This is a genomic window from Mangrovibacter plantisponsor (assembly GCF_003182475.1).
Lineage (GTDB): Bacteria > Pseudomonadota > Gammaproteobacteria > Enterobacterales > Enterobacteriaceae > Mangrovibacter > Mangrovibacter plantisponsor.
Genome location: NZ_QGTS01000003.1, coordinates 112,449 through 136,789, shown reverse-complemented (window position 1 = coordinate 136,789; position 24,341 = coordinate 112,449). Strand labels below are relative to the sequence as shown.

At 50.1% G+C, this 24,341-nt stretch carries 24 protein-coding genes; 13 read left to right on the top strand and 11 right to left on the bottom strand.

Annotated features, from left to right (window positions below):
- Positions 1–211 precede the first annotated feature (211 nt).
- Positions 212–919 (top strand): murein tripeptide amidase MpaA, encoded by a 708-nt coding sequence (gene mpaA, locus DES37_RS05545; protein ID WP_036104164.1) that lies wholly within the window; start codon positions 212–214, stop codon positions 917–919.
- Here mpaA and ycjG read toward each other — a convergent pair.
- A complete protein-coding gene (gene ycjG / locus DES37_RS05540) occupies positions 916–1,884 on the bottom strand; it encodes an L-Ala-D/L-Glu epimerase (protein ID WP_110025134.1) in 969 nt (322 codons plus the stop codon). The two genes, mpaA and ycjG, sit on opposite strands and share 4 nt — an antisense overlap.
- Positions 1,885–2,105: 221 nt before the next feature.
- On the opposite strand from ycjG, the gene tpx reads away from it, so the two are divergent.
- Positions 2,106–2,612 (top strand): thiol peroxidase, encoded by a 507-nt coding sequence (tpx, locus tag DES37_RS05535; protein ID WP_036104160.1) that lies wholly within the window; start codon positions 2,106–2,108, stop codon positions 2,610–2,612.
- A gap of 50 nt (positions 2,613–2,662) precedes the next feature.
- Here the strand turns inward: tpx and tyrR are convergent, their stop codons facing one another.
- From tyrR to pspA, 7 genes are all read right to left on the bottom strand, one after another.
- Entirely contained in the window at positions 2,663–4,228 is a 1,566-nt protein-coding gene (gene tyrR, locus DES37_RS05530) for a transcriptional regulator TyrR (protein ID WP_110025133.1), read from the bottom strand.
- A 194-nt stretch (positions 4,229–4,422) separates the two neighbouring features.
- Positions 4,423–5,487, bottom strand: a complete 1,065-nt coding sequence (locus DES37_RS05525; protein ID WP_110025132.1) for a YcjF family protein — start codon at positions 5,485–5,487, stop codon at positions 4,423–4,425.
- The gene (locus DES37_RS05520) at positions 5,484–6,881 is read right to left on the bottom strand and encodes a YcjX family GTP-binding protein (RefSeq protein ID WP_110025314.1); all 1,398 of its coding nucleotides are present in this window, start codon (positions 6,879–6,881) and stop codon (positions 5,484–5,486) included. The genes DES37_RS05525 and DES37_RS05520 overlap by 4 nt, the downstream gene beginning before the upstream one ends.
- A gap of 207 nt (positions 6,882–7,088) precedes the next feature.
- A complete protein-coding gene (locus DES37_RS05515) occupies positions 7,089–7,313 on the bottom strand; it encodes a phage shock protein PspD (protein ID WP_110025131.1) in 225 nt (74 codons plus the stop codon).
- Positions 7,310–7,669, bottom strand: coding sequence for an envelope stress response membrane protein PspC (pspC, locus tag DES37_RS05510; protein WP_110025130.1), 360 nt, complete (start codon positions 7,667–7,669; stop codon positions 7,310–7,312). Before pspC ends, DES37_RS05515 begins: the two co-directional genes overlap by 4 nt.
- Positions 7,669–7,896: an envelope stress response membrane protein PspB gene (gene pspB / locus DES37_RS05505; RefSeq protein ID WP_036105505.1), complete on the bottom strand. Its 228-nt coding sequence runs from the start codon at positions 7,894–7,896 to the stop codon at positions 7,669–7,671. Before pspB ends, pspC begins: the two co-directional genes overlap by 1 nt.
- 46 nt (positions 7,897–7,942) lie before the next feature.
- Positions 7,943–8,614, bottom strand: a complete 672-nt coding sequence (gene pspA / locus DES37_RS05500; RefSeq protein ID WP_110025129.1) for a phage shock protein PspA — start codon at positions 8,612–8,614, stop codon at positions 7,943–7,945.
- 250 nt (positions 8,615–8,864) lie between these two features.
- On the opposite strand from pspA, the gene pspF reads away from it, so the two are divergent.
- The 9 genes from pspF to pdeR all read left to right on the top strand — a co-directional run bounded on the left by pspF (position 8,865) and on the right by pdeR (position 21,004).
- The gene (gene pspF, locus DES37_RS05495) at positions 8,865–9,854 is read left to right on the top strand and encodes a phage shock protein operon transcriptional activator (protein WP_110025128.1); all 990 of its coding nucleotides are present in this window, start codon (positions 8,865–8,867) and stop codon (positions 9,852–9,854) included.
- A 98-nt stretch (positions 9,855–9,952) separates the two neighbouring features.
- Entirely contained in the window at positions 9,953–11,590 is a 1,638-nt protein-coding gene (gene sapA, locus DES37_RS05490; protein ID WP_110025313.1) for an ABC transporter substrate-binding protein SapA, read from the top strand.
- Positions 11,587–12,552: a putrescine export ABC transporter permease SapB gene (gene sapB / locus DES37_RS05485; RefSeq protein WP_036105496.1), complete on the top strand. Its 966-nt coding sequence runs from the start codon at positions 11,587–11,589 to the stop codon at positions 12,550–12,552. The genes sapA and sapB overlap by 4 nt, the downstream gene beginning before the upstream one ends.
- Positions 12,539–13,429 carry a putrescine export ABC transporter permease SapC gene (sapC, locus tag DES37_RS05480; RefSeq protein WP_036105492.1) on the top strand — a complete coding sequence of 297 codons (891 nt, stop codon included), beginning with the start codon at positions 12,539–12,541 and terminating at the stop codon, positions 13,427–13,429. The genes sapB and sapC overlap by 14 nt, the downstream gene beginning before the upstream one ends.
- Positions 13,429–14,421, top strand: coding sequence for a putrescine export ABC transporter ATP-binding protein SapD (sapD, locus tag DES37_RS05475; protein WP_036105490.1), 993 nt, complete (start codon positions 13,429–13,431; stop codon positions 14,419–14,421). The genes sapC and sapD overlap by 1 nt, the downstream gene beginning before the upstream one ends.
- 2 nt (positions 14,422–14,423) lie before the next feature.
- Positions 14,424–15,233 carry a putrescine export ABC transporter ATP-binding protein SapF gene (gene sapF / locus DES37_RS05470; RefSeq protein ID WP_036105487.1) on the top strand — a complete coding sequence of 270 codons (810 nt, stop codon included), beginning with the start codon at positions 14,424–14,426 and terminating at the stop codon, positions 15,231–15,233.
- Between the two features lie 183 nt (positions 15,234–15,416).
- The gene (fabI, locus tag DES37_RS05465) at positions 15,417–16,205 is read left to right on the top strand and encodes an enoyl-ACP reductase FabI (RefSeq protein WP_110025127.1); all 789 of its coding nucleotides are present in this window, start codon (positions 15,417–15,419) and stop codon (positions 16,203–16,205) included.
- Positions 16,206–16,702: 497 nt separating this feature from the next.
- Positions 16,703–18,634, top strand: a complete 1,932-nt coding sequence (locus tag DES37_RS05460) for an exoribonuclease II (protein WP_110025126.1) — start codon at positions 16,703–16,705, stop codon at positions 18,632–18,634.
- 378 nt (positions 18,635–19,012) lie between these two features.
- Positions 19,013–21,004 carry a cyclic di-GMP phosphodiesterase gene (pdeR, locus tag DES37_RS05455; RefSeq protein ID WP_036105480.1) on the top strand — a complete coding sequence of 664 codons (1,992 nt, stop codon included), beginning with the start codon at positions 19,013–19,015 and terminating at the stop codon, positions 21,002–21,004.
- On the opposite strand, the gene DES37_RS05450 is transcribed toward pdeR, so the two are convergent.
- Positions 21,001–21,870: a crotonase/enoyl-CoA hydratase family protein gene (locus tag DES37_RS05450; protein WP_036105477.1), complete on the bottom strand. Its 870-nt coding sequence runs from the start codon at positions 21,868–21,870 to the stop codon at positions 21,001–21,003. The genes pdeR and DES37_RS05450 overlap by 4 nt on opposite strands.
- A 502-nt stretch (positions 21,871–22,372) precedes the next feature.
- Between DES37_RS05450 and yciZ the strand changes: the two genes are divergently transcribed.
- Both yciZ and osmB read left to right on the top strand, forming a co-directional pair.
- Complete coding sequence (yciZ, locus tag DES37_RS05445) at positions 22,373–22,552, top strand: protein YciZ/DeoL (RefSeq protein WP_036105474.1); 180 nt, start codon at positions 22,373–22,375, stop codon at positions 22,550–22,552.
- Between the two features lie 297 nt (positions 22,553–22,849).
- Positions 22,850–23,068 carry an osmotically-inducible lipoprotein OsmB gene (osmB, locus tag DES37_RS05440; RefSeq protein ID WP_036105471.1) on the top strand — a complete coding sequence of 73 codons (219 nt, stop codon included), beginning with the start codon at positions 22,850–22,852 and terminating at the stop codon, positions 23,066–23,068.
- A gap of 82 nt (positions 23,069–23,150) precedes the next feature.
- Here osmB and yciH read toward each other — a convergent pair whose 3' ends face one another.
- Both yciH and pyrF read right to left on the bottom strand, forming a co-directional pair.
- Positions 23,151–23,477 (bottom strand): stress response translation initiation inhibitor YciH, encoded by a 327-nt coding sequence (yciH, locus tag DES37_RS05435; protein WP_110025125.1) that lies wholly within the window; start codon positions 23,475–23,477, stop codon positions 23,151–23,153.
- Positions 23,478–24,212 carry an orotidine-5'-phosphate decarboxylase gene (gene pyrF / locus DES37_RS05430; protein WP_110025124.1) on the bottom strand — a complete coding sequence of 245 codons (735 nt, stop codon included), beginning with the start codon at positions 24,210–24,212 and terminating at the stop codon, positions 23,478–23,480. It abuts the gene before it with no gap.
- Between the last annotated feature and the right edge of the window lie 129 nt (positions 24,213–24,341).

Here is a 24,341-nt window from a genome sequence, read left to right as displayed (position 1 = left end):
CGGGTAACAAGTTTCATTTGGCAGCCCTGGTTAGATTTTATCTTTTCCGCACTGATCGGAACTTTTGATAATTATTTGTTTTGATAGGAAGAATTGCAAATATTCTGTAATACTTTGTGGTAAGTTTTGCGGCAAACTGCACGAACGCCTGCCAGACAGCCGCTCAAACTGATGCGTCCCGGTTAACGTTATTCTGACAACAAGGTGATTTATGCCACTTTCACGTGCGAGACAATTCCGCGGTAATTTCCAGACACCCGCACAACAATACGGCGCCAGCGTTGGTGGAGCTCAGCTGCTCTGGTACCCGGCCACAGAAATGCAACCCTCCGCAGGGTTGATTATGGCCGGAACACACGGTGACGAAACCGCAAGTGTTATCACCTTGTCCTGTGCACTGCGCACTTTGGAAGAAACACACCGCCGCCACCATGTCATTCTTTGTGTTAACCCGGATGGTTGCCAGAGTGGTTTGCGTGCCAACTTGCGCGGAGTGGATTTGAACCGGAATTTTCCGGCAGCTAACTGGAAACCAGGCGAGACAGTTTATCGCTGGAACACACAGGCACCGGTTCGTGATGTGAAACTCTCAGCAGGTGAATTTGCCGGTTCCGAGCCAGAAACCCAGGCATTGTGCCAGTTAATCACCCGAATAAAACCGGCCTGGGCGGTGTCGTTTCATGAGCCATTAGCCTGCGTTGAAGACCCATACCGCACACCACTCGGGGAATGGCTGGCAACCACACTGATGTTACCCCTGGTTACCAGCGTGGGTTATGCCACGCCGGGTTCATTTGGCAGTTGGTGCAAAGATAACAGCCTGCCGTGTATTACAGCCGAACTACCACCGGTATCAGCAGACCTCGCCTGCGAGCGTTATCTGGATGGATTTACCAGCCTGCTTACTTATAAGGGTTAAAAATGTAACATGCCCGGTGTGAAATTAAGCCCGGGCTCAACATCCACTGCCAGCCACGTTGGGCCATCCAGGTCCAAAAAACGGGCTGAAGGCACTAATGGTAGCGCTGCAGTGATAGCTCGTGAGGTACACAGCATGCAACCTAACATAATCTCAAAACCTGCAGCTATTGCCGCCTGTTGTAATAATAATGCCTCTGTCAGCCCACCCGTTTTATCAAGCTTAATATTGACCATGTCATAGTAGCCAGACAGCGCTTCCAGGTGTGACCGCGTATGGCAGGATTCATCTGCACACACAGGCAATGGGTGAATAAAATTGGCCAGTGCGGAGTCTTCACTGGCTGGCAAGGGTTGCTCCAGCATAGCCACTTTAAGGTCTGCAAGCAGTTGGCAACGGGCTGCAAGCCCTTCCACATGCCATGATTCGTTAGCATCAACAATCAGTGTTGCATCCGGCACCGCGGCACGAATAGCAACCATGCGCTCCGTTATCAGGCGGTCGTCGAGTTTTACTTTCAATAAATGCGCACCACTCAACCAGAGCCGCTGTGCTGCCTGCGCCATGCGCTCCGGGGTATCGATGACCACGGTTTGCGCCATTACCACACTTTCTGGCAAGGGGGTTTGCAGGTATTGCGGCAGCGCCAGCCCTGCGAGGCGGGCCTCAAGATCCCACAATGCACAGTCTACTGCGTTGCGGGCGGCACCGGCAGGCAGTGCATCCTGCAATTCATTACGGTTCATTCCCAGCTCCAGGGCAGGCAGGATACTTACCACCTGAGCCATCACCGAAGCCGCTGTTTCCCCATAACGCAAATAAGGTGTGCACTCCCCTACACCTTTTACCCCAGATTCATCCATGACTTCGACCACCACAACAGTAGCCTGTTCACGTGTTCCGCGGGCAATCGTAAAGGGGGTATTAAGTGGCCATGACTCCTCGTACACACTGATATTTTTCATCACGGTTTTTCCCTTTTATGTTTCATGCAGTATATACCCTTGCCCCAGATTAGCTTCACGGACATCGGTTTAGAATTCTGGTGTAAATACCTCTCCTGCGGCTCTCTGTTAACTGTTTTGGGGCTACAATTGCCGGGATGTAAATAATTTTTTATATTCATTCGCTATGAGTTGGCTTACACTAGCTTAAGCGTTAACAATATGAGAACAGGAAAATAACTATGTCACAACTCGTTCATTTTCAGGGTAACCCGGTTGCCGTTAAAGGTCAGATCCCTCAGGCTGGTAGTGCTGCTGCGGCATTCACTCTGGTCGCAAAAGACCTTGCAGATATCTCCCTGAGCCACTACGCGGGTAAACGTAAAGTTCTGAATATTTTCCCAAGCATTGATACTGGTGTTTGCGCGGCATCTGTTCGCAAATTTAACCAACTGGCTACTGAAATGGATAACACCGTTGTGTTGTGTATTTCTGCTGACCTGCCATTTGCCCAGTCTCGCTTCTGCGGCGCTGAAGGCCTCAGCAACGTCGTGACACTTTCTACTCTGCGCCACCCTGAATTCCAGGATACTTATGGTGTGGGGATTGATGATGGTGCACTGAAAGGCCTGACCGCCCGTGCTGTTGTCGTGATCAACGAGAAAGATGAGGTGATTTTCAGCCAACTGGTCAATGAAATCACTGAAGAACCAGATTACAGTGCTGCACTGGCCGCACTGAAAGGCTGATTGTTAGTTCTTTGATAAAAAGCCGGTTGGATTACAACCGGCTTTTTTATTCACTCTTCCGTTTTACGCCCACTCAGGCCATATTCCCTTAGCTTGTTTGCTATAGCGGTGTGCGACACCCCGAGCCGCCTTGCCAGTTTACGTGTGCTGGGGTAATTACGGTAAAGCTGCGTCAGTACCGCACGTTCAAAGCGGCGCGTAATGTCATCTAATGAGCCTTCCATCACGTCATCGCCCACTGGCATCACACTGGCATCAACATCGGGTAATAACACATCCTGCGAACGCAGTTCATAACCTTCCAACTGGGTCAAAGCCCGGTAAATCGCATTTTTTAACTGTCGTACATTACCTGGCCAACTATAGCGGGAAAGCACTGAATTTAATTCCGAGGACAATTTAGGCCGCGGCACGCCCTGTTCATCGGCAAAACGCGCAACAAACAACTCAGTAAGCGGCATGATATCCTGCGGGCAATCGCGCAATGGTGGAAGATTTAATGTCAGGACATTCAGCCGGTAATAAAGATCTTCGCGGAATGCGCCTTTTTGCACCAGTTCAACAAGGTTTTTCTGGGTAGCGCAGATAACCCTTACATCCACATGCACTTCATGTTCATCGCCCACGCGGCGGAAGGTGCCGTCGTTGAGAAAACGCAACAGTTTTGCCTGCATGCGCGGCGACATTTCGCCAATTTCATCTAATAAGACAGACCCGCCGTTGGCCTGCTCGAAAAACCCTTTTTTCCCTTCAGTGGCATTAGCATAGGCGCCGGCAGCGTGGCCGAATAACTCACTTTCAACCGCATCCTCCGGGATTGAAGCACAGTTAAGCGCCAGGTAAGGTTTTTCTGCACGGGGGCTCGCCATATGGCAGGCACGGGCAAACAAGTCTTTACCGGTCCCCGTTTCACCAATAATGAGCAATGGGGCATTCAGCCCGGCCACTTTGCGTGCCAGTTCGACAACATGGCGCATTGCACCGCTAACCGCGACAACCTGGCTGAAAGCTTCAACATTGTGGTTATTCAGGTTCTGCAACTGCCTGCCCATACGAATCGTTGACTGGAGCATAACCACCGCACCACCCGGAACTGTTTCACCGGTTTCTTCGGCTTCAACCGGCACCGGAGTAATTTCCATCAGAAAGTTTTGCCCGTTAATCACTACATGTTCGGTATGTGACGCAACCGGGCAGCTTTCCAGCCAGCGGACAAAATTAAAACCGGGAATCAGGCTGGCTGCATTATGGTTACGCAGTTTATCGGCATCCTGGCCAAACAATGCACAGCACGCCGGGTTTGCCATCTCCACTTTGCTTTTCATATCCAGCGATAGCACGGGTTCAGGCAAAGCTTCCAACAATGCGCTTAACGCGCGGTGCTCCCGCTCTGTCGGCATCCAGGGTACGGTACGCACATCAGACACGCCCGGAATGCGGCGGATTTCTGCCATCAGGCTGCTGAAGGTATCAAACGCCTGAGTAGAAAAGTTGAGATAAATGCGCCCAATGGGGTCAATTTCAATGCCACGTAAATCGATGCCACGCAGCACCAGTAAATCGAGCAACTCACGTGTGAGCCCAAGGCGGTCTTCACAAAATACTTCAAGGCGCATGGCAGGAACCTATATATCAGTCAAAAGGACAAGCTGTGATGATACTGCACTTCTGCGCTATCCAGAAGCTATCTGTCAACAAATATTGACAGCCTGGCGTTATCAATCAATTGATTTGTCGTTACAGGTAACAACGTGAAAGGCATCAAAAAAGCATGAGCAGCACCACACTGCTATTCAGCGCGGTGCTCTGATTATACAGAGGGTGTATTAGTCTGTTTACTGCGTTGCAAAGTTGCACGAACCTCACTTATCAGTTCGCGGCGAAAATCGCCCAGTTTCGGTTTATCACCTGTCCACGGGAGTGGGCGGCATAACTCCATGGTTTTGATCCCCAACCGTGCGGTCAACAGGCCTACACCTATGCCCTGAGCTGCCCGGGCAGAAAGGCGAGCGGCCAGGTCCTGAGACATCCAGTCCATACCCACTTCACGAACCAACTCACTTGCTCCGGCAAAGGCAATATTCAGCAGCACCATGCGAAACAGGCGGATACGGCTGAAGTAGCCCAGTTCAATGCCGTACAACCCGGCAATATGGTTAATTAGCCGGATATTGCGCCAGGCCACAAACGCCATATCAACCAGTGCCAGTGGGCTGACAGCAATCATCAGTGAAGACTGCGCCGCCGAACGGCTGATGGCTTTACGCGCCTGGTTATCCAGAACCGGCTGCACCATTTGCCCGTACAGAGTGATGACTTCTTTGTCATTGTGGGTTTCATGTAACGCTGCATACCAGCGCTGCATGGCAGGATGGCGCTGATCGAGCCCCGCCTTAGTGGCGAGTTTTTCGCAAAACGCCCGTGCCTTGCCAGACGCGTAGCTGGTTAACATTTCGGCCGCTTCATGGCGTTCTTCAACCCGCTGACGTAACTTCCATAACCTGCGCCATTCTGTTACCAGTGAACCAGCTCCTGCGATGACAATCAGCCCCCCCGCAGCACAGCCACCCAGACTTATCCAGTCCTGAGTCACCCAGGCATTGTGTGCCCATGCCACACCCTGTGCCACCACACTCACACCGAAAACGGCCAGCCCAAGCCCAACCATGCGCCGCCACACGCTTTTTTTCGGTTGTAGCGCGCGGGACACTAATACTTCAGCCTGCAGAGCTTCTTCGTTTTCCGGTTCACTCACCTGCACGGGTTCGAAGTTTTCAGCCTCATCAAACATTTTGGCCGGGCGCACCGTTGCTTTTGCCTCCTGCACTGGTTTTTCCTGCGAAAAATCAATGCGTGGTTTTATAGGTTCACTCATCGCAGCTTGTCTCCTATCAGGAATTCCATTGCGGCATCCAGCCGAATGTGTGGTAAAGGGCTGTCAATATCCATGGGTAACGGGCGGAATTGCTCAAATGAGAACCCCTGCTGTTCCCAGAAAGCGTTACCAGGCAAGCGCGATGGCACCTCTCCGGGGAAGAATGTCAGTGGTGTGCCATCAGACAACCGGTGACCCTGTAACGCAGGCATTTTGCCACCCTGGTAATCCACCAGCCCGGCAGTGGTTGCCTGTACAGATGCCAGCCCCATGCACTCCATTTTTATGCCTTCAAAGGCAGCATTCTGCCAGGCATCCTGCACCAGTTGCTGAAGCAGGCTGACCAGGTTGGCATGCTGGTCATGAGTCACGTGGTCTGCTTTAGTGGCAGCAAACAACAGTTTATCGATGACGGGTGAAAACAGCCGCCGATACAGTGTGCGCTGCCCGTAATGGAAGCTCTGCATTAATTGCGTTAGTGCAAGGCGCATATCGTTAAATGCCTGCGGCCCGCTATTAAGTGGCTGCAGGCAATCCACCAGCACAATTTGCCGGTCAAACCGAATAAAGTGCTCGCGGTAAAAACCGCGAACCACGTGCTGGCAGTAATAGTCATAACGGGCACGTAACATGCCTGCATTGGTTTGTTTACCGGCCTGGCTGATAACATGGTCACCCACATTATCTACATCCGGCCAGGGGAAAAACTGCAATGCAGGCGCACCAGACATATCGCCTGGTAATACAAAACGGCCAGGCTGAATAAAGTGCAGTCCGGCCTGTTTACAGGAATGCAGGTAATCGGTCCAGGCGGCAGCTATTTCTGCCAGGCAGTTTTCATCCGCCGGGGCATTCGGGTCCAGCCCTTGCGATAATGCCTGCCATTTTGCCGCCATCTCACCCCTGGCCCCTTTCAGCAACCCCGTCATTTGGCGTGACCAGGCCGCGTAGTCCAGCCCGAGCATAGGGAGATCGAGTAACCATTCCCCCGGGTAATCCACAATATCGAGATACAGCGTGGCATTCTCTTTGAAATGCCGCATAACGCTGGTACCAGAACGAAAGCGCAGAGCAAGACGGATTTCACTGACACCACGGGTTGGTGTCGGCCAGGCGGGAGGGTGGCCATAAAGCTGTGCAATACCTTCATCGTAGGTAAAGCGTGGGATACCCAAATTTTGCTGTGGTACCCGGCGGGCACCAAACAGGCGCCCTTCCCGCGCTGCGTTAAGTAAAGGCAGGCGCGCGCCGGTTTGAGTATTAAGCAGTTGGTTAACGAAGGCAGTAATAAAGGCGGTTTTACCGCTACGGCTCAGCCCGGTGACCGCCAGGCGCAAGTGCCTGTCTGCTCCGCGGTTGACCAGGGCCTGAAACTCATTTTTTATTCGCTTCATAACATTCCTGTTATTTGCCAGTACACCCTTTGCCTGCTGCAAAGGTACCTGCATCACATTGATTCATTTGGCGGTGATAACTACTTATGGGAAACAGCAATGCTGTAGATAATGACACACACCAGGCAAAATCAAGGTACTGACCACAGTATATACATGAACACCAGCCACCACACAGCCGCGGATGTGCAGCGGGTGGTTTATAAATCAGGGTTTATTGTGCCAGCGTTGGGTGAATTTTTTCACGCCAGTGCGTAACACGGGTTCCAGAACAACGCCCAACAACAGCCGCAAAGGTTTATGGGCCACCCGGCTAATCACCAGAGTGGCAACCCCTGCGGGCACAAAGCGTAGCGCAACCGTCGTGGCTACCATGGCCAGCGGTGCCAGGCGGCGATAGCCTGGCGCTATTGTGCTGTTTGCGGTCTTCATAGCTGACGAAACCGGCTACGCAGAGTAAAGGAATCCGATGTTATGTAACGCTCCATTGCCTGTAGCCGCCTTTCACTTTCGCCAAGTAACTGGTCTGCCTGTGCCAGCAAGTGGTGGTTGTCCGGTACCGGTTCCTGTTCGTCCTGCAAGCCTTCCGGGCGCGGGTCTAGTGCAAATGTTAACGCGATATAAGCCACCACAACAAAAAAGAACAGGCCGAAAAACAGCGAAAGTACTGTTATTGCCCGCACCAGTTTTACTGGCACATCAAGGTATTCGGCAACCCCGGCACAAACTCCCTTAATCATCCCTTGTTGTGGGTTACGCCAGAGTTTGCGTTTATGAAATGCTGCCATTAACGTTCCCTCCATCCCGGATGCTCAGCATCCAGTATTTGTTCCAGTGCCTGTATCCGGTCCTGCATCCGCTTCGCCTCGCCAGTGAGTTGCTGCAGGCGTTGCTGCTCGTTATTTGATAAAACACTCTCGCCTTTGTCGCGGTTGCTGTAGTGCAGCCACAGCCAGACAGGTGCGACAAACAACATAAAAATGGTTAACGGAATAGCCAGAAAAAGCGCGCTCATTTGTTCTCCTTAATCTATGACGCTCACACAGGGTCTCTGCGTGCAATCAGGCGTTGCTGTCCTTGTTCATTTTGGCTTTCAGTGCCGCAATTTGCGCACTGATTTCATCATCGGCTTTTAATTCTGCAAATTCCTGATCAAGGGTTTTGCTTTTACCAAACCGGTGGCTTTCTGCTTCTGCTTCCATCTGGTCGATACGGCGCTCAAACGCATCAAAACGTGCCATTGCTTCATCCAGTTTTCCGTTATCAAGCTGGCGACGCACATCACGTGATGAAGCCGCTGCCTGATGGCGCAAAGCCAGGGCTTGCTGGCGGGCACGGGTTTCAGTCAGTTTATTCTCAAGCTCACCGATTTCTGTTTTCATGCGCAGCAAGGTTTCATCAATGTGCCCGACTTCGTCATTGAGGCTGGTAATGAGATCTGTAAGCTTTTGTTTTTCGATCAATGCTGCACGAGCCAGATCTTCTTTTTCTTTTCTCAGCGCCAGCTCGGCCTTTTCCTGCCACTCCTGCTGGCGAGCCAGTGCCTGGTCAATACGGCGGGTCAGCTGTTTTTTCTCTGCCAGCGCACGGGCAGACGTTGACCGTACTTCAACCAGTGTATCTTCCATTTCCTGAATCATCAGCCGCACCAGTTTTTGCGGATCTTCTGCTTTCTCTAACAAGGAGTTGATATTGGCATTGATGATGTCAGTAAAGCGCGAAAAAATTCCCATTTAAATCTCCTTAACCTGCCACACTTAACGTCGCCAGGTTCTGTGTTGAGCCATGCCAGGCTGGCATACCTTTTACTTAGCTCTGGTATTCGCTATCACCATCGCGATTACACTTTTGCTGTACCCTCTGGTTATTACAAATTGCGTGCCAATGTTTTATCTGATTGAAATAAAACATTTTTAACTATTTTACCTGCCAGCCAGACCTGGCTATAGTGGTTAGATACACCATTAAATAGTGAATTTAACCATGATGGATGAGAAAGATAACCTGGTTGGCGAAGCCAATAACTTTCTTGAGGTGCTGGAGCATGCCTCACGCCTGGCCCAACTGAACAAACCCGTTCTGGTGGTTGGCGAACGGGGAACGGGTAAGGAGCTGGTCGCTCACCGTATTCACTACTTATCGCCGCGCTGGCAGGGGCCGTTTGTCTCGCTCAACTGTTCGGCACTTAATGAAAACTTACTGGATTCAGAGCTTTTTGGGCATGAGGCAGGTGCATTTACAGGGGCGCAAAAACGCCACCCTGGCAGGTTCGAACGCGCCGAAGGCGGCACTCTCTTTCTCGATGAACTGGCAACGGCTCCCATGCAGGTTCAGGAAAAGCTATTGCGGGTTATTGAGTACGGCGAGCTTGAACGTGTCGGTGGTACCCAGCCGCTCAAGGTTGATGTAAGGCTGGTTTGTGCCACAAATGCCGACTTACCTGCACTGGCACACAGCGGCCAGTTCAGGGCCGACTTGCTGGACCGCCTGGCCTTCGATGTAGTTACCCTGCCCCCGTTACGCCAGCGGCAGCCAGATATTCTGTTACTGGCCCAACACTTTGCCATTCAAATGTGCCGTGAAATGGGGTTGCCGCTCTTTACCGGTTTCAGTGAACAGGCCGAGTCGCAGTTACTGGCCTGGACCTGGCCGGGTAATATTCGTGAACTGAAAAATGTTGTTGAACGCTCGGTTTACCGCCATGGTCCGGACCCGGATGTTCTCGACAATATTGTCTTCAACCCTTTTTTAAGTTCCGGTTCGCAGTTAGCCGGGGAAGAGCCTGCCAGATCACCAGCGCTTTCGGCACCGGTTTTACCCATAGATTTACGGGCATTTCAGTTGCAACAAGAGAAAGATTTGGTACTAACCAGCCTGCAACAAGCCAGGTTTAACCAGAAAACGGCAGCGGAAAAGTTGGGGTTAACCTACCACCAGTTACGTGCATTGCTCAAAAAACATCAAATTCACTAGCTGGTTGGTGATATTTACAGCAAACATCCCGACATTTTTTGGGATGCCGATAAGAGTGCGATACACTTAAGTTATTGGTTATCGTCACTCAAAAAAATATGCGCTCATTTCTCGTTTCATTGCTGGCCTTGCTGGGTTCTTTTAGCAGCACAGCTTATGCTACGTCACAGGACTCGCCACCAGACATTCGCCAGAGTGGCTTTGTCTATTGTGCCAACGGCCAGGTTAATACCTTTAATCCGCAAAAAGTCAGTGAAGGATTAACGGTAGATACCCTTGCGGCTCAGCTTTATGACCGGTTGCTCGACGTAGATCCCTACACCTACCGCCTGGTGCCTGAGCTCGCTCAAAGCTGGGAAGTGCTGGATAATGGCGCGACCTTCCGCTTCCATTTACGCCATGACGTGGCATTTCAGACTACTGAATGGTTTGCACCAACCCGTAATTTTAATGCTGATGATGTGGTGTTCAGTTTTAAACGCATTTTCGACAAAAACGACCCATGGCATAACGTTAACGGCGACAGCTACCCCTATTTCGATAGCCTTCAGTTTGCCGATACCATTGAAAGTATCCGCAAGCTTGATAATTACACAGTTGAGTTTCGTCTTAAGCGCCCGGATGCTTCTTTCTTATGGCATCTTGCCACGCACTATGCGTCGGTAATGTCTGCTGAATATGCCCACAAGCTGGAAAATGCAGGAAAGCAGGAGTTAATTGACCGCCTGCCGGTAGGCACCGGGCCGTTTAAACTCGCCGAATACCGCTCGGGGCAATTTATTCGCCTGGCACGGCATGAACATTACTGGCGCGGAGAGCCTAAAATGCCCCAGGTGGTGGTTGATATGGGTACCGGTGGCACCGGGCGTATGTCGCGGCTGCTTACTGGGGAATGCGATGTACTTGCGTGGCCTGCTGCCAGCCAGTTGACCGTTTTGCGTGATGACCCGCGTTTGCGCCTGACTTTGCGCCCCGGGATGAACATTGCATTTTTGGCGTTTAACACCAACAAACCACCGCTTAATAACCCGGCCGTGCGCCATGCGTTGTCGTTATCGATTAACAACCAACGCCTGATGCAGTCAATTTATTATGGTACGGCGGAAACAGCGGCTTCTATTCTGCCGCGCGCATCATGGGCTTACGATAGCAGCTCCAAAATTACCGAATACAACCCGGAAAAATCACGCCAGCAACTGGAAGCGCTGGGTATCAAGAATTTGACATTACAACTTTGGGTTCCCACCACTTCACAGCCCTGGAACCCCAGCCCACTTAAAACCGCTGAGCTGATTCAGGCAGATATGGCACAAGTGGGTGTGAAGGTGGTTATCCGTGCAGTGGAAGGCCGTTTCCAGGAAGCCCGTTTAATGGATATGAGCCACGACCTGACATTAACCGGTTGGGCAACAGACAGTAATGACCCGGACAGTTTCTTCCGCCCGTTATTGAGTTGCGCTGCAAGCCGTTCGCAAACCAACTTTTCTCACTGGTGTGACCGGGGTTTTGATGCAGTGCTACAACAGGCGCTGGATTCACCACAGCTTTCATCGCGTATTGAAGCCTACCACCACGCTCAGCAAATTCTGGCGCAGGAACTCCCTGTCCTGCCGCTGGCATCTTCCCTGCGTTTGCAGGCCTACCGGTTTGATATGAAAGGACTGGTGCTGAGCCCCTTCGGCAGTGCTTCATTTGCTGGTGTATGGCGTGAAATCCCTGAGGTGAAAAAACCATGATTATTTTCACATTGCGCCGCTTGTTACTATTGATGGTTACCTTGTTTCTGTTGTCGTTTGTTGGGTTCAGCCTGTGTTATTTCACCCCACATGCGCCCTTACAGGGAGCCTCTTTCTGGAACGCGTGGCTATTTTGGTTCAATAGCTTAATCCACTGGGATTTTGGTGTTTCCAGTATTAATGGCCAGTCTATTAATGAGCAACTTGCTGAGGTTTTCCCGGCAACACTAGAATTATGTATCCTGTCGTTCGGCCTGGCACTGGTAATAGGTATCCCTCTGGGCATGCTGGCTGGTATCACCCGTTATAAATGGCAGGATAACGTGATTTCAACTCTGGCTCTGGTAGGCTTTTCAATTCCTGTCTTTTGGCTGGCGCTGTTGCTGACATTATTTTTCTCTCTCACGCTGGGCTGGTTACCTGTCTCGGGCAGAATTGACTTGCTATACCAGGTCAAAGATGTGACAGGTTTTGCGCTGATTGATGCCTGGCTTTCGGACTCACCTTATCGCGACCAAATGATTATGAGTGTGCTGCGCCATATGGTGCTGCCAGTTGCCACGCTGACTCTTGCGCCAATGACTGAAGTAGTACGCCTGATGCGTATCAGTACAGTCGAAGTATTTGATACTAATTACATTAAAGCAGCAGCCACGCGTGGAATGTCACGTTTTACCGTGCTGCACCGCCACGTATTGCATAATGCCCTTCCACCGGTTATTCCCCGTCTGGGTTTACAGTTTTCAACGATGCTCACGCTCGCCATGATAACCGAAGTGGTGTTTAGCTGGCCGGGTCTTGGGCGCTGGCTGGTTAACGCTATTCGCCAACAAGACTATGCCGCCATTTCTGCGGGAGTGATGGTTATTGGCTCGTTAGTTATCATTGTCAATGTTGTTTCAGATATTCTGGGTGCGCTTGCCAACCCATTGAAACATAAGGAATGGTATGCCCTACGATAATGTTTACAGCGAAAAGCGCCCACCTGGCCCGTTGCTGATTACCTGGCGAAAATTTTATGGTGACACGCCAGCAATGATTGGCCTGTATGGTTGTGGTGCGTTATTACTGCTGTGCCTGTTCGGTCATTTTTTTGCCCCTTATGGTATTGACCAGCAATTTCTGGGCTACCAGCTACTGCCGCCTTCATGGTCGCGTTATGGTGATGTGTCTTTCTTTCTCGGCACGGATGATTTAGGGCGCGATGTATTAAGCCGGTTGCTCAGCGGCGCATTACCCACGGTTGGTGGTGCGTTTGCTGTCACCCTGGCGGCAGCATTTTGCGGGCTAATCATGGGCGTATTTGCTGGTTCAACCCATGGTCTGCGTTCTGCAGCGCTTAACCATATTCTGGACACGTTGTTGTCGATTCCGTCCCTGTTACTGGCGATTATTGTTGTTGCTTTCGCCGGGCCACATTTGTCTCATGCCATGTTTGCGGTCTGGCTTGCGTTGTTACCGCGCATGGTGCGTTCCGTTTATTTGCTGGTGCATGATGAGCTGGAAAAAGAGTATGTCATCGCCACACGCCTTGATGGCGCTTCCACACTGAATATTCTGGTTTACTCAGTTCTGCCCAATATTGCCGCCGGGCTGGTTGGGGAAGTCACCCGCGCTTTTTCTATTGCGATTCTGGATATTGCGGCACTTGGTTTTCTCGACCTTGGCGCACAGCTTCCCTCTCCTGAATGGGGCGCGATGCTGGGTGATTCCCTTGAGTTGATTTATGTCGCGCCCTGGACCGTGATGTTACCCGGTGCTGCTATCATGGTAAGTGTCCTGTTGATTAACCTGCTGGGTGATGGTATTCGCCGCGCAATCATCTCCGGGGTGGAATAATGCCACTATTAGATATACGTAATCTGACCATTGAATTTAAAACCAACGAAGGCTGGGTTAAAGCTGTTGACCGGGTAAGCCTGACGCTGAATGAAGGCGATGTGCGTGGTTTGGTTGGGGAGTCTGGTTCAGGTAAAAGCCTGATAGCCAAAGCGTTATGCGGTATCACGAAAGATAACTGGCGTGTCACGGCAGACCGTATGCGCTTTAATGACATCGATTTGATGCGCCTGTCTACCCGGGAACGCCGTAAGCTTATTGGCCACAATGTTTCAATGATTTTTCAGGAACCCCAGTCTTGCCTGGATCCTTCGGAATCCATTGGCCGCCAGTTAATGCAAAATATCCCGGGCTGGACCTGGAAAGGCCGTTGGTGGAAACGGTTTGGCTGGCGTAAACGCCGGGCTATTGAGCTGCTGCACCGTGTGGGCATCAAAGATCACAAAGACGCCATGCGCAGTTATCCGTATGAGTTGACGGAAGGTGAATGCCAGAAAGTGATGATTGCCATTGCCCTGGCAAACCAACCAAGGTTGTTGATTGCCGATGAACCCACCAATGCAATGGAACCCACCACGCAGGCGCAAATTTTCCGCTTACTCAGCCGGTTAAACCAGAACAACAATACGACGATTTTGTTAATAAGCCATGACCTGCAAATGCTCAGCCAATGGACAGACCGTATTATTGTTATGTATTGCGGGCAAACCGTGGAATCGGCCCCCAGCGATGAACTGATATCAATGCCTTACCACCCATATACCCAGGCACTGATTCGTGCCATCCCTGATTTCGGCAGTGCAATGCCGCACAAAAGCCGGCTTAACACCCTGCCTGGCGCCATTCCGTTACTGGAACATTTGCCCATTGGTTGCCGCCTTGGCCCACGCTGCCCTTATGCCCAGCGTGAATGCATTGAGACACCTCGCCTGACCGGTGCGCGTAGCCGCCAGTATGCATGCCACTTCCCGTTAAACATGGAGAGCCAGTAATCATGGTGGAAACATTACTCGAAGTCCGCAACCTGAGTAAAACCTTCCGCTATCGTACAGGAATGTTTCACCGGCAACTGGTTGAAGCGGTTAAACCACTGAGTTTTATGCTCAGGGAGCGGCAGACACTGGCTATTATTGGTGAGAATGGTTCTGGTAAATCTACGCTGGCGAAAATGCTGGCAGGGATGGTAGAGCCAACAGACGGAGAAGTGGTGATTAATGATCACCCCTTGCATTATGGCGATTATGCATGGCGATGCCAGCAAATACGCATGATCTTTCAGGATCCTTCGACATCACTCAACCCTCGCCAACGGGTTTCCCAAATTCTCGATTTCCCATTACGGCTGAATACCGAGTTAGAGCCAGAGGCTCGACGCAAACAAATAGTGGAAACACTGCGCATGGTTGGGTTGTTACCTGATCACGCCAGCTATTACCCGCATATGCTTGCCCCAGGGCAAAAGCAGCGCCTGGGCCTTGCCCGCGCGTTAATCCTCAGGCCAAAAGTGATTATTGCCGATGAAGCACTGGCATCTCTGGATATGTCGATGCGTTCTCAGTTGATTAACCTCATGCTGGAACTGCAGGAAAAACAAGGTATTTCATATATTTATGTTACCCAGCATATTGGCATGATGAAACACATTAGTGACCAGGTGATGGTGATGCAACATGGCGAGGTCGTTGAGCGTGGCAGTACCGCGGATGTACTTGCTTCCCCGTTGCATGAACTAACTCGCAGGCTTATCACCAGCCACTTTGGTGAAGCGCTGACCGCAGATGCCTGGCGTAAAGATAACAAATAGATGTGCCCCCGCTTTTCGTGGCACGCTGGTTGGATGAGGCGCCTGGTTATTGAGTGATATACTGCTCCGCCTGCCCGGCAGTGAGTTATAACTTCGGGCTGATTGCGAATAACTAATTGAAAAAATTGCTTTTAATAATTTGAATTTAAAAGCAAACAAGTACTGACGATAAGGATTAAAACTATGGGTTTTCTTTCCGGTAAGCGCATTCTGGTTACTGGCCTGGCCAGCAACCGCTCCATCGCCTACGGTATTGCTCAGGCTATGCATCGTGAAGGTGCTGAGCTTGCTTTCACTTACCAGACTGACAAACTGAAAGGCCGCGTGGAAGAGTTTGCTGCCAATTTTGGTTCCAGCATCGTACTGCAGTGTGATGTCGCTGAAGATTCCAGTATCGACAGCATGTTTGCTGTGCTGGCTACAAGCTGGCCGAAATTCGATGGTTTTGTGCATTCTATTGGTTTTGCTCCAGCCGACCAGTTAGATGGTGACTACGTCAATGCTGTCACCCGTGAAGGCTTCAAAATTGCTCATGACATCAGTGCATACAGCTTTGTCGCAATGGCTAAATCCTGCCGCCAAATGCTGAATCCAGGCTCAGCATTGTTAACGCTGTCTTATCTCGGTGCTGAACGTGCTATTCCTAACTACAACGTTATGGGGCTGGCTAAAGCGTCTCTGGAAGCCAATGTCCGTTACATGGCCAATGCCATGGGGCCTGAAGGTGTGCGTGTAAACGCTATTTCAGCGGGTCCGATTCGTACCCTGGCAGCCTCCGGCATTAAAGATTTCCGTAAAATGCTTGCCCACTGCGAAGCGGTAACGCCCATTCGCCGTACCGTGACTATCGAAGACGTGGGTAATACGGCTGCGTTCCTGTGTGCAGACCTTTCAGCCGGGATTTCCGGTGAAGTTGTCCATGTTGATGGCGGCTTCAGCATTGCTGCAATGAATGAGCTTGAACTGAAATAATTCGCCCTGGCGTTTTCTGGTTCAACAGCAAAGAGCAGTGAAACACTGCTCTGAGTCTGATGACAAACCTCATGTTCGCACAGCACGAGAGGATGTCACCCAATAAAAAAACAGGAAAATCAAGTCATTGATTTTCGTCTGCTAACTAAAAAGAAGAAAAAACCACGCTTTTTCCTTCTTTTTCATCAATCTGAAAGAGCAGTGAAACACTGCTCTTTTTTATGCCCACAACACTGAACGCATTCCGGATAAGCGGCCTGTAATAGATTACCAGTCCCGGGTTGTTTAGCAGTTAACCATTACATTACCCAATGGCCGAACGACCTTAAAGCACTGTACTGATAAAACGTATTTATCCGGACAACCTGCTTGTAATCAGGTTACGTCAAGGGGAATAATTGCACGGACAAGTGATAACACAGGCAAACTTCACTTGCCGCCATACCCGTATTCGCGTAAAACTGTCTGCCGCTCTTTAGGCTACCGATACTAATATTATGTTTCAGGATAACCCGCTGCTTGCGCAGCTAAAACAGCAACTTCATTCTCAAACCCCGCGAGCAGAAGGCGTGGTCAAAGCAACTGAAAAAGGATTTGGCTTCCTTGAGGTTGACGCGCAAAAAAGCTATTTCATTCCACCTCCGCAAATGAAGAAAGTGATGCATGGCGACCGGATTATTGCCGTCATTCACACAGACAAGGATCGTGAATCGGCTGAACCCGAAGAGCTGGTTGAACCTTTCCTGTCTCGCTTTGTGGGCCGGGTCCAAAAGAAAGACGATAAACTGTCTATTATTCCCGATCATCCACTGCTGCGTGATGCCATTCCTTGCCGCCCTGCCCGCCAGGTGAGTCATGAGTTCCAGCAAGGTGACTGGGCTGTAGCAGAAATGCGCCGTCACCCGTTAAAAGGTGACCGCACTTTTTATGCCGAACTGACTCAATTTATCACCTTCAGTGATGATCATTTCGTCCCATGGTGGGTAACGCTTGCACGCCATAACCTGGAACGTGAAGCACCCGATGGTGTTGCCACTGAACAACTGGATGAGCACCTGAACCGTGAAGATTTAACCCAACTGGAGTTTGTCACCATTGACAGCGCCAGCACGGAAGATATGGATGACGCGCTGTTTGTTCAGGTTACAGAAGGTGATGTACTGCAACTGACTGTTGCTATCGCAGACCCAACAGCCTGGATTGCTGAAAACAGCAAGTTGGATAAAATTGCTCAGGTTCGCGCCTTTACCAACTACCTGCCTGGCTTCAACATTCCAATGCTGCCACGTGAACTGTCTGATGACCTGTGTTCACTGCGCCCGAACATGCCGCGCCCGGTGCTGGCTTGCCGCATGGATATTCTTGCTGATGGCGCGATTGCGAACATCCATTTCTTTGCCGCAACCATTGAATCTAAGGCCAAACTGGCTTATGACAATGTTTCTGATTACCTTGAGAAACAAGGCGAGTGGCAGCCTGACTCTGAAGCTGTAGCACAACAAATTGGTCTGTTGGCTCAAATTTGCCAGCGCCGCAGTCAATGGCGTGAAACCAATGCGCTGGTGTTTAAAGACCGCCCGGATTACCGCTTTATTCTCGGTGAAAAAGGTGAAGTGCTGGACATCGTTGCTGAGCCGCGCCGTATTGCCAACCGCATTGTTGAAGAGTCCATGATTGCAGCCAACCTTTGTGCTGCACAGGTATTGAAAGAAAAACTGGGCTTTGGCATTTACAACATCCATGCCGGTTTTGACCCATCTTCTGTTGAGCAACTTGCGACTTTACTGAAAAGCCACGGAATTGAAGCAGATGCTCAGGCATTGCTTACCCTGCCAGGTTTCTGCACCCTGCGCCGTGAACTCGACAGCCAGCCATCCTCTTTCCTGGACAGCCGCACCCGTCGTTTCCAGTCTTTTGCGGAAATCAGCACTGAACCAGGTGCCCACTTTGGACTGGGTTTTGAAGCCTACGCAACCTGGACATCACCGATTCGTAAATATGGCGACATGGTAAACCATCGTTTGCTGAAAGCGATTATCAAAGGTGAAACAATTGCCCGCCCTGCAGATGAACTGACTGTTCAAATGGCTGAGCGTCGCCGTCTTAACCGCATGGCTGAACGTGATGTCGGTGACTGGCTGTATGCACGGTTCCTGAATGATAAAGCAGGCACGGATACTCAGTTTAATGCTGAGGTAATTGATGTTTCACGTGGTGGTATGCGCGTACGTCTGGTTGATAACGGCGCAGTTGCCTTTATTCCTGCACCGTTTATTCATGCTGTTCGTGATGAACTGGTGTGTAGCCAGGAGCTGGGTACTGTGCAAATCAAAGGTGAAACCTGTTTCAAAGTTACCGATGTCATCCGGGTTACCATTGCGGAAGTTCGTATGGAAACACGCAATATTATTGCCCGTATCGCTGGTTAATATTGATGGTGGGTGATTATCACTCACCATCATCAGGCATCAGGGGCCGGTTGCTCTTTTTTATGAACAGCAATTAAAGAGGGGAATCATCGTGTTATCCCTGGTTGTCTGCATAGTTAAAGCCTCCAATTGGAGGCTTTTTTTATCGTTTATCTGCAGAATTCCCTTATCTCAAATGCGTTAATGTATAGCATGGGGAGTGCTGATTATTTTTAAGATAAATTCTGCGGGTATTGTGAGGCGCATCTGATTTGTTCACGCCGTGGTGGTCACATCACTTGTAAAAACAATCAGTTTTGTAATTTTCGCCCTACTATATTAAGGTTGATTAGTTAACCGCACTTATTAATGTGCAACATTGTGGGTTCAGGAGAAACCATGAAAGACGATCTGGAGCAGAACCTCCTTTTTCGTTATTCAGGCAGCTACAGTCCTTTCTGGCGCTTACCTGCTGACAGCAATGCGCTTCAGTTATCCGCCGCAGAACACGCGGAAACGTCGCAAGTGGTTGCTCTTACCCAGGAGCAGGCAGACCATATCCGTGAAATGACGGTTATTACTTCGAGCCAGACAATTTTGGTGTCTCTGTTCGGTGCTGATGTCACGCTGCACCTTGTTGGCCGTAAGTTGTCGCGCCAGGAATGGGGAGGCTCTGTCTCCTGCTGGAATGACACACCGTCTACAACTCGCGATTTAATCCATGGGCTGTCTTTCGCTGAACAGGTTGTAGCCGAAGCCAATTCAGTTATTGTGGTGCTGGATAAACTCGGGAATATCCAGCGATTTAACCGTTTGAGTGAAGAATATACCGGCCTCAAAGAGCATGAGGTTGTGGGTAAAAATGTCTTCAAACTTTTCATGACGCCAACTGAAGCCGCAGCTTCAAGGCGTAATGTCAGCGCATTTTTTCACAACGGAAATGCGTATGAGGTTGAGCGTTGGGTGAAAACGCTCAAGGGGCAGCGCCTGTTTCTGTTTCGCAATAAGTTTGTGCATAACGGCAGCGGTAAGAATGAAATTTTCCTTATCTGCTCCGGGACAGATATTACAGAAGAGCGGCGAGCTCAGGAGCGCCTGCGTGTTCTGGCTAACACCGATGCCATAACTGGCCTGCCTAACCGTAATGCCATTAATGACCTGATTGCCGATGCAATAGAGAAGCGCGGTGACAGCCAGGTTGGTGTGGTTTATCTTGACCTGGATAATTTCAAGAAAGTGAACGATGCCTATGGGCATATGTTTGGCGACCAGTTGTTACAGGCAGTGTCTCTTGCAATTCTCGGTTGTCTGGATGGGGAACAAACGCTGGCTCGCCTGGGCGGTGATGAGTTTATTATTCTGGCGAGCAACACCACACAGGTGGCGCTGGAAGCCATGTCATCACGGATTATTTCCCGCCTGCGCCAGGCTTTCCGTATTGGGCTTATTGAAGTCTACACCGGGTGTTCACTGGGTATCGCTATCGCCCCGCAACACGGTACTGATCGTGAAAGCGTTATTCGTAACGCAGACACGGCCATGTACACAGCCAAAGAAAATGGCCGGGGTAAATTTTGTGTTTTCTCCCCAGAAATGAACCAGCGTGTTTTCGAATATTTATGGCTGGACACCAATTTACGCAAGGCGCTGGATAACCAGCAATTAGTTATTCATTACCAACCAAAAGTCACCTGGCGTGGTGAAGTGAGGAGTGTCGAAGCCTTAGTGCGCTGGCAATCTCCGGAACGGGGTTTGATAGCACCAACAGATTTTATCAGTTATGCCGAAGAGTCCGGGCTGATTGTGCCTTTGGGGCGTTGGGTAATGCTTGATGTCATTCAGCAAGTCGCGAAATGGCGCAAAAAAGGGATAAATTTGCGTGTCGCCGTCAATATTTCTGCCCGGCAACTGTCTGACCAGACTATCTTCAGTGATTTAAAACAGGCACTGGCTGATCTCAACTTTGAATATTGCCCGGTTGATGTTGAGTTGACCGAGAGCTGCCTGATTGAAAATGAGGAACTGGCACTGTCAGTGATTCAGCAATTCAGCCGGTTAGGCGCACAGATTCACCTGGATGATTTTGGCACGGGGTACTCTTCCCTTTCACAGCTTGCCCGTTTCCCCATTGACGCTATTAAACTCGATCAGAGTTTTGTGAAAGAAGTTTATAAGCACCCGGTTTCACAATCTTTAGTCAGGGCGATTGTCGCTGTTGCGCAAGCTCTCAACCTGCAAGTGATTGCCGAAGGGGTGGAAAGCAAAAAAGAAGACGCCTTTCTTATTAAGAACGGCGTCAATGAACGGCAAGGTTTTCTATTTGCTAAACCTATGCCTGCAGCTTCTTTCGAGCGATGGTATAAACGTTATCAGGCAAGAACCGGGTTTTAACCTGCCTTACGGATCGCCGTGGCAACATGGCGATCCTGTAACATCACCAGCCTTTCCATATAACTGATATCCCGGGATTCAAGTGCAAAGGCACTCTCCACCCAGTCTTCAGTGATATCCATGAGCTCCGACCGGGGTAACGTCATTACCCGGGCTCTGGCTCGCAGCATCGCCCTGATACCATTAAGTTTAGTGCGAAAGGTATCAATTAACGTCCGCGTTGCTATATAGCCCTTTCCTGGTTCAAATAATTGGTCAACCAGGCCGTGGTTTTGGTACCACTCAGCAGTATGAGATTCACCTTTGTATATAAGCTCCTCGGCGAGCTTCATACCAGAACGGCGGGCAACCAGGGAGTACGCGCCCATTCCTGGAAAAAGATTAAACGCGATTTCAGGGAAACCCATTCGGGCATCATGTTGCGCCAGCACAAAATGGTGTGCCAGAGCGGCCTCAAAGCCACCTCCCAGCGCGCTACCTTCAACCATAGCCATACTGATTGCTCCAGTGTCAAAACCACGTGCGGCTGCATGTACGCAGTCTACACAGGCTCTTGCATAGGCGCGTAACGCCTCACGTTTGCCGTTACGGATGCAATCAATAAAGAAGTTAAGGTCTCCGCCGGTATTAAACATATCGGGGACTAAAGAACCGGTAACCCAAAAATCCACAGCCATACCTAGTTTTTTCACCAGATAACTCAGGTTCATGATTTCCTCAATTAATTGGTGATTAAAGCATGGGCGGGGTTGAGAACTCAGCATCATCCACACGGTACGTCGTTCCTCTTCGTAATACCCGACAAGTTGAGTAAAACGATTAGTATCTGTAAAGCGTTCACAGCCCGGTTGGTTGTTTAATGTCATAGTCGTATCCTGCCAAATTCATCATGAAGACAGATCTAATGTCATTAGATCCCCTTGCTGAACAAAGGATTGCCTGATTCTGGCTTTCTCTGGGCAGCAACTGAGAGTTTGCGGCAAAATTGACACATGTTCATTGCCAGATAATAGTTCCGCATCTGACTGACGGCGAAAACAGCAATATTGTTCAAAATACCTGAGGTTATCAGAGGGAAACTCAGTGCAATTAATAACCACTAGCTGGCAGATTCGTCTCAACTGCAATTACTTGAGAGACGGCTATAACTGAAAACGTATAAATAAGCGCTAAAACGTCTTTATAACTATAGATTTGTGCTTCTCGCGCCCTGCAGATTCAGGCACTATAAACAACATACAGCTATGTAGTTCACGTTATGGGTGTAATGGGCAAGCAGGGTTATAAAAGATATTGTTCTGCCAATTAACCTGTGGCAAGCGTGGTAGCTGCATGCTGAGGTATAAAAGTGATTTATAAGGAGGCACCATGGCAGAACTTGACCCCCGAGAACTGGCCGCACGAATTGATACCGTGCTAAATATTCTTGTTGCTGGTGATTACGCTTCAGCAATCAACAACCTGGAAATTCTTAAGCAAGAACTGGAGTCACAATATAGCCAGTCTGCGGACAAACAAGGCACACCCCCTTATCCCTGGGAAGTTTAACCGGTATCCGGTGCCTGGTGCATCGGATTACTCTTCAGCAGTGACATATCCTGCCACTACATAATTTTGCAGCTAAATTGCTCAATCTCTCGCTTAAAAATACAGCCCACCCGGCTATTGTCTGGTATTCAGGATTATTCCTGGCAGGCATTAAGACTATTTACCTGTTTAAACCATCAGGGAAATTTACAATTAAACAAACCGCGATGCTGGCAACGCATTGTTTCGCGGTTGGTAGATTCATAGCGGCAGAGATTAGTCAGTCGCCGTTATGAAGTAATTACTCTGGAGAATGTTATGTCAGTTTCTAGCAAAAAAATTGCCTCAGCGGCGTTAGCCTTAACTCTTGCGATGTCGTTATCTGCCTGCTCACACTGGTCCAATCGTGACCGAAATACCGCAATTGGTGCAGGTGCCGGGGCTCTTGGCGGGGCTGTTCTTACAGGTGGCAGCACACTGGGTACATTAGGCGGAGCTGCTATTGGCGGTATTATTGGCCACCAGGTTGGAAAATAAAGAAATCATGAATGAGTCATAGCTGGCAGGGAAAGCCAGCTATGAAAATTGGAGCATGGGAAGTTGAAGCAATATCGAGTATTTAACCGCCAGCCAGTTTCACTTTGAAACCCTGCGTTTCAAGCACGCTCTTCAGCAGGTCTCGCTTATCACCCTGAATTTCGATAACCCCGTCTTTAACTGACCCGCCACAACCACATTTCTTCTTGAGATCTGCTGCGATTTTGGCAATGGTTGCGTCATCAGCATCAATCCCGGTAATTACGCAGACACCCTTACCTTTACGGCCACTGGTCTGGCGCTGGATACGGACAATTCCGTCGCCCGCAGGCCGGGACACTGGCGTTGGGGCTTCTTTGATACGCCCGGTTTCCGTCGAATAAACAAGACGGCTGTCTTTATCACTCATTTATAGCCCCTGTAACGACGCGAGAATCGATTTAAGTGCCTGTGCAGGGTCTGCGGCACGAGTCACAGGCCGGCCGATAACCATATAGTCTACGCCCGCTGCCTGAGCGGCTACCGGGGTCATAATACGACGCTGGTCGCCTGCTTCACTCCCTTCAGGGCGTATTCCTGGGGTAACGAGGCGAAACTCTTTGCCAATGACCTGTTTGAAACGCACAGCTTCCTGTGCAGAACATACAACCCCGTCAAGCCCGCACCGGTTGGTCAACAGCGCCAGGCGTTCCGCGTATTCTGCAGGCGAAACAGTAATGCCAAGATCCGCGAGGTCAGAAGCTTCCATGCTGGTGAGCACAGTAACAGCAATCAATAATGGCGCGTCTGCTCCAAAAGGCACCAGTGCCTCTTTCGCCGCACTCATCATTCGCGCACCACCGCTGGCATGCACATTGACCATCCACACGCCTAAATCAGCAGCCGCAGCAACAGCTCTTGCTGTTGTGTTGGGGATATCATGGAATTTAAGGTCGAGGAAGACATCGAAGCCACGCTGATGAAGTTCACGAACAAAATCTGGCCCAAAGCGGGTGAACATTTCTTTCCCTACTTTCAGCCGACAGTCGCTGGCATCGATACGGTCGACAAAGGCAAGTGCCTCATCTCGTTTGTCATAATCAAGCGCGACAACAATCGGTGAGTTCGTCGTGTGTCGGTGAGAAGATGAAGCAGATAGCGTCATAGTCAGATCCTGTTCTGGTAGCGGAAGCAAACAAACGGCAAGCATTCTACCTGCCCTCACGTAAAAATGACAGGTGCTTTGCCCTGCAAAGCCCGAGCTCGGAGCTGGGGTAAAGTAATTTACCAACAA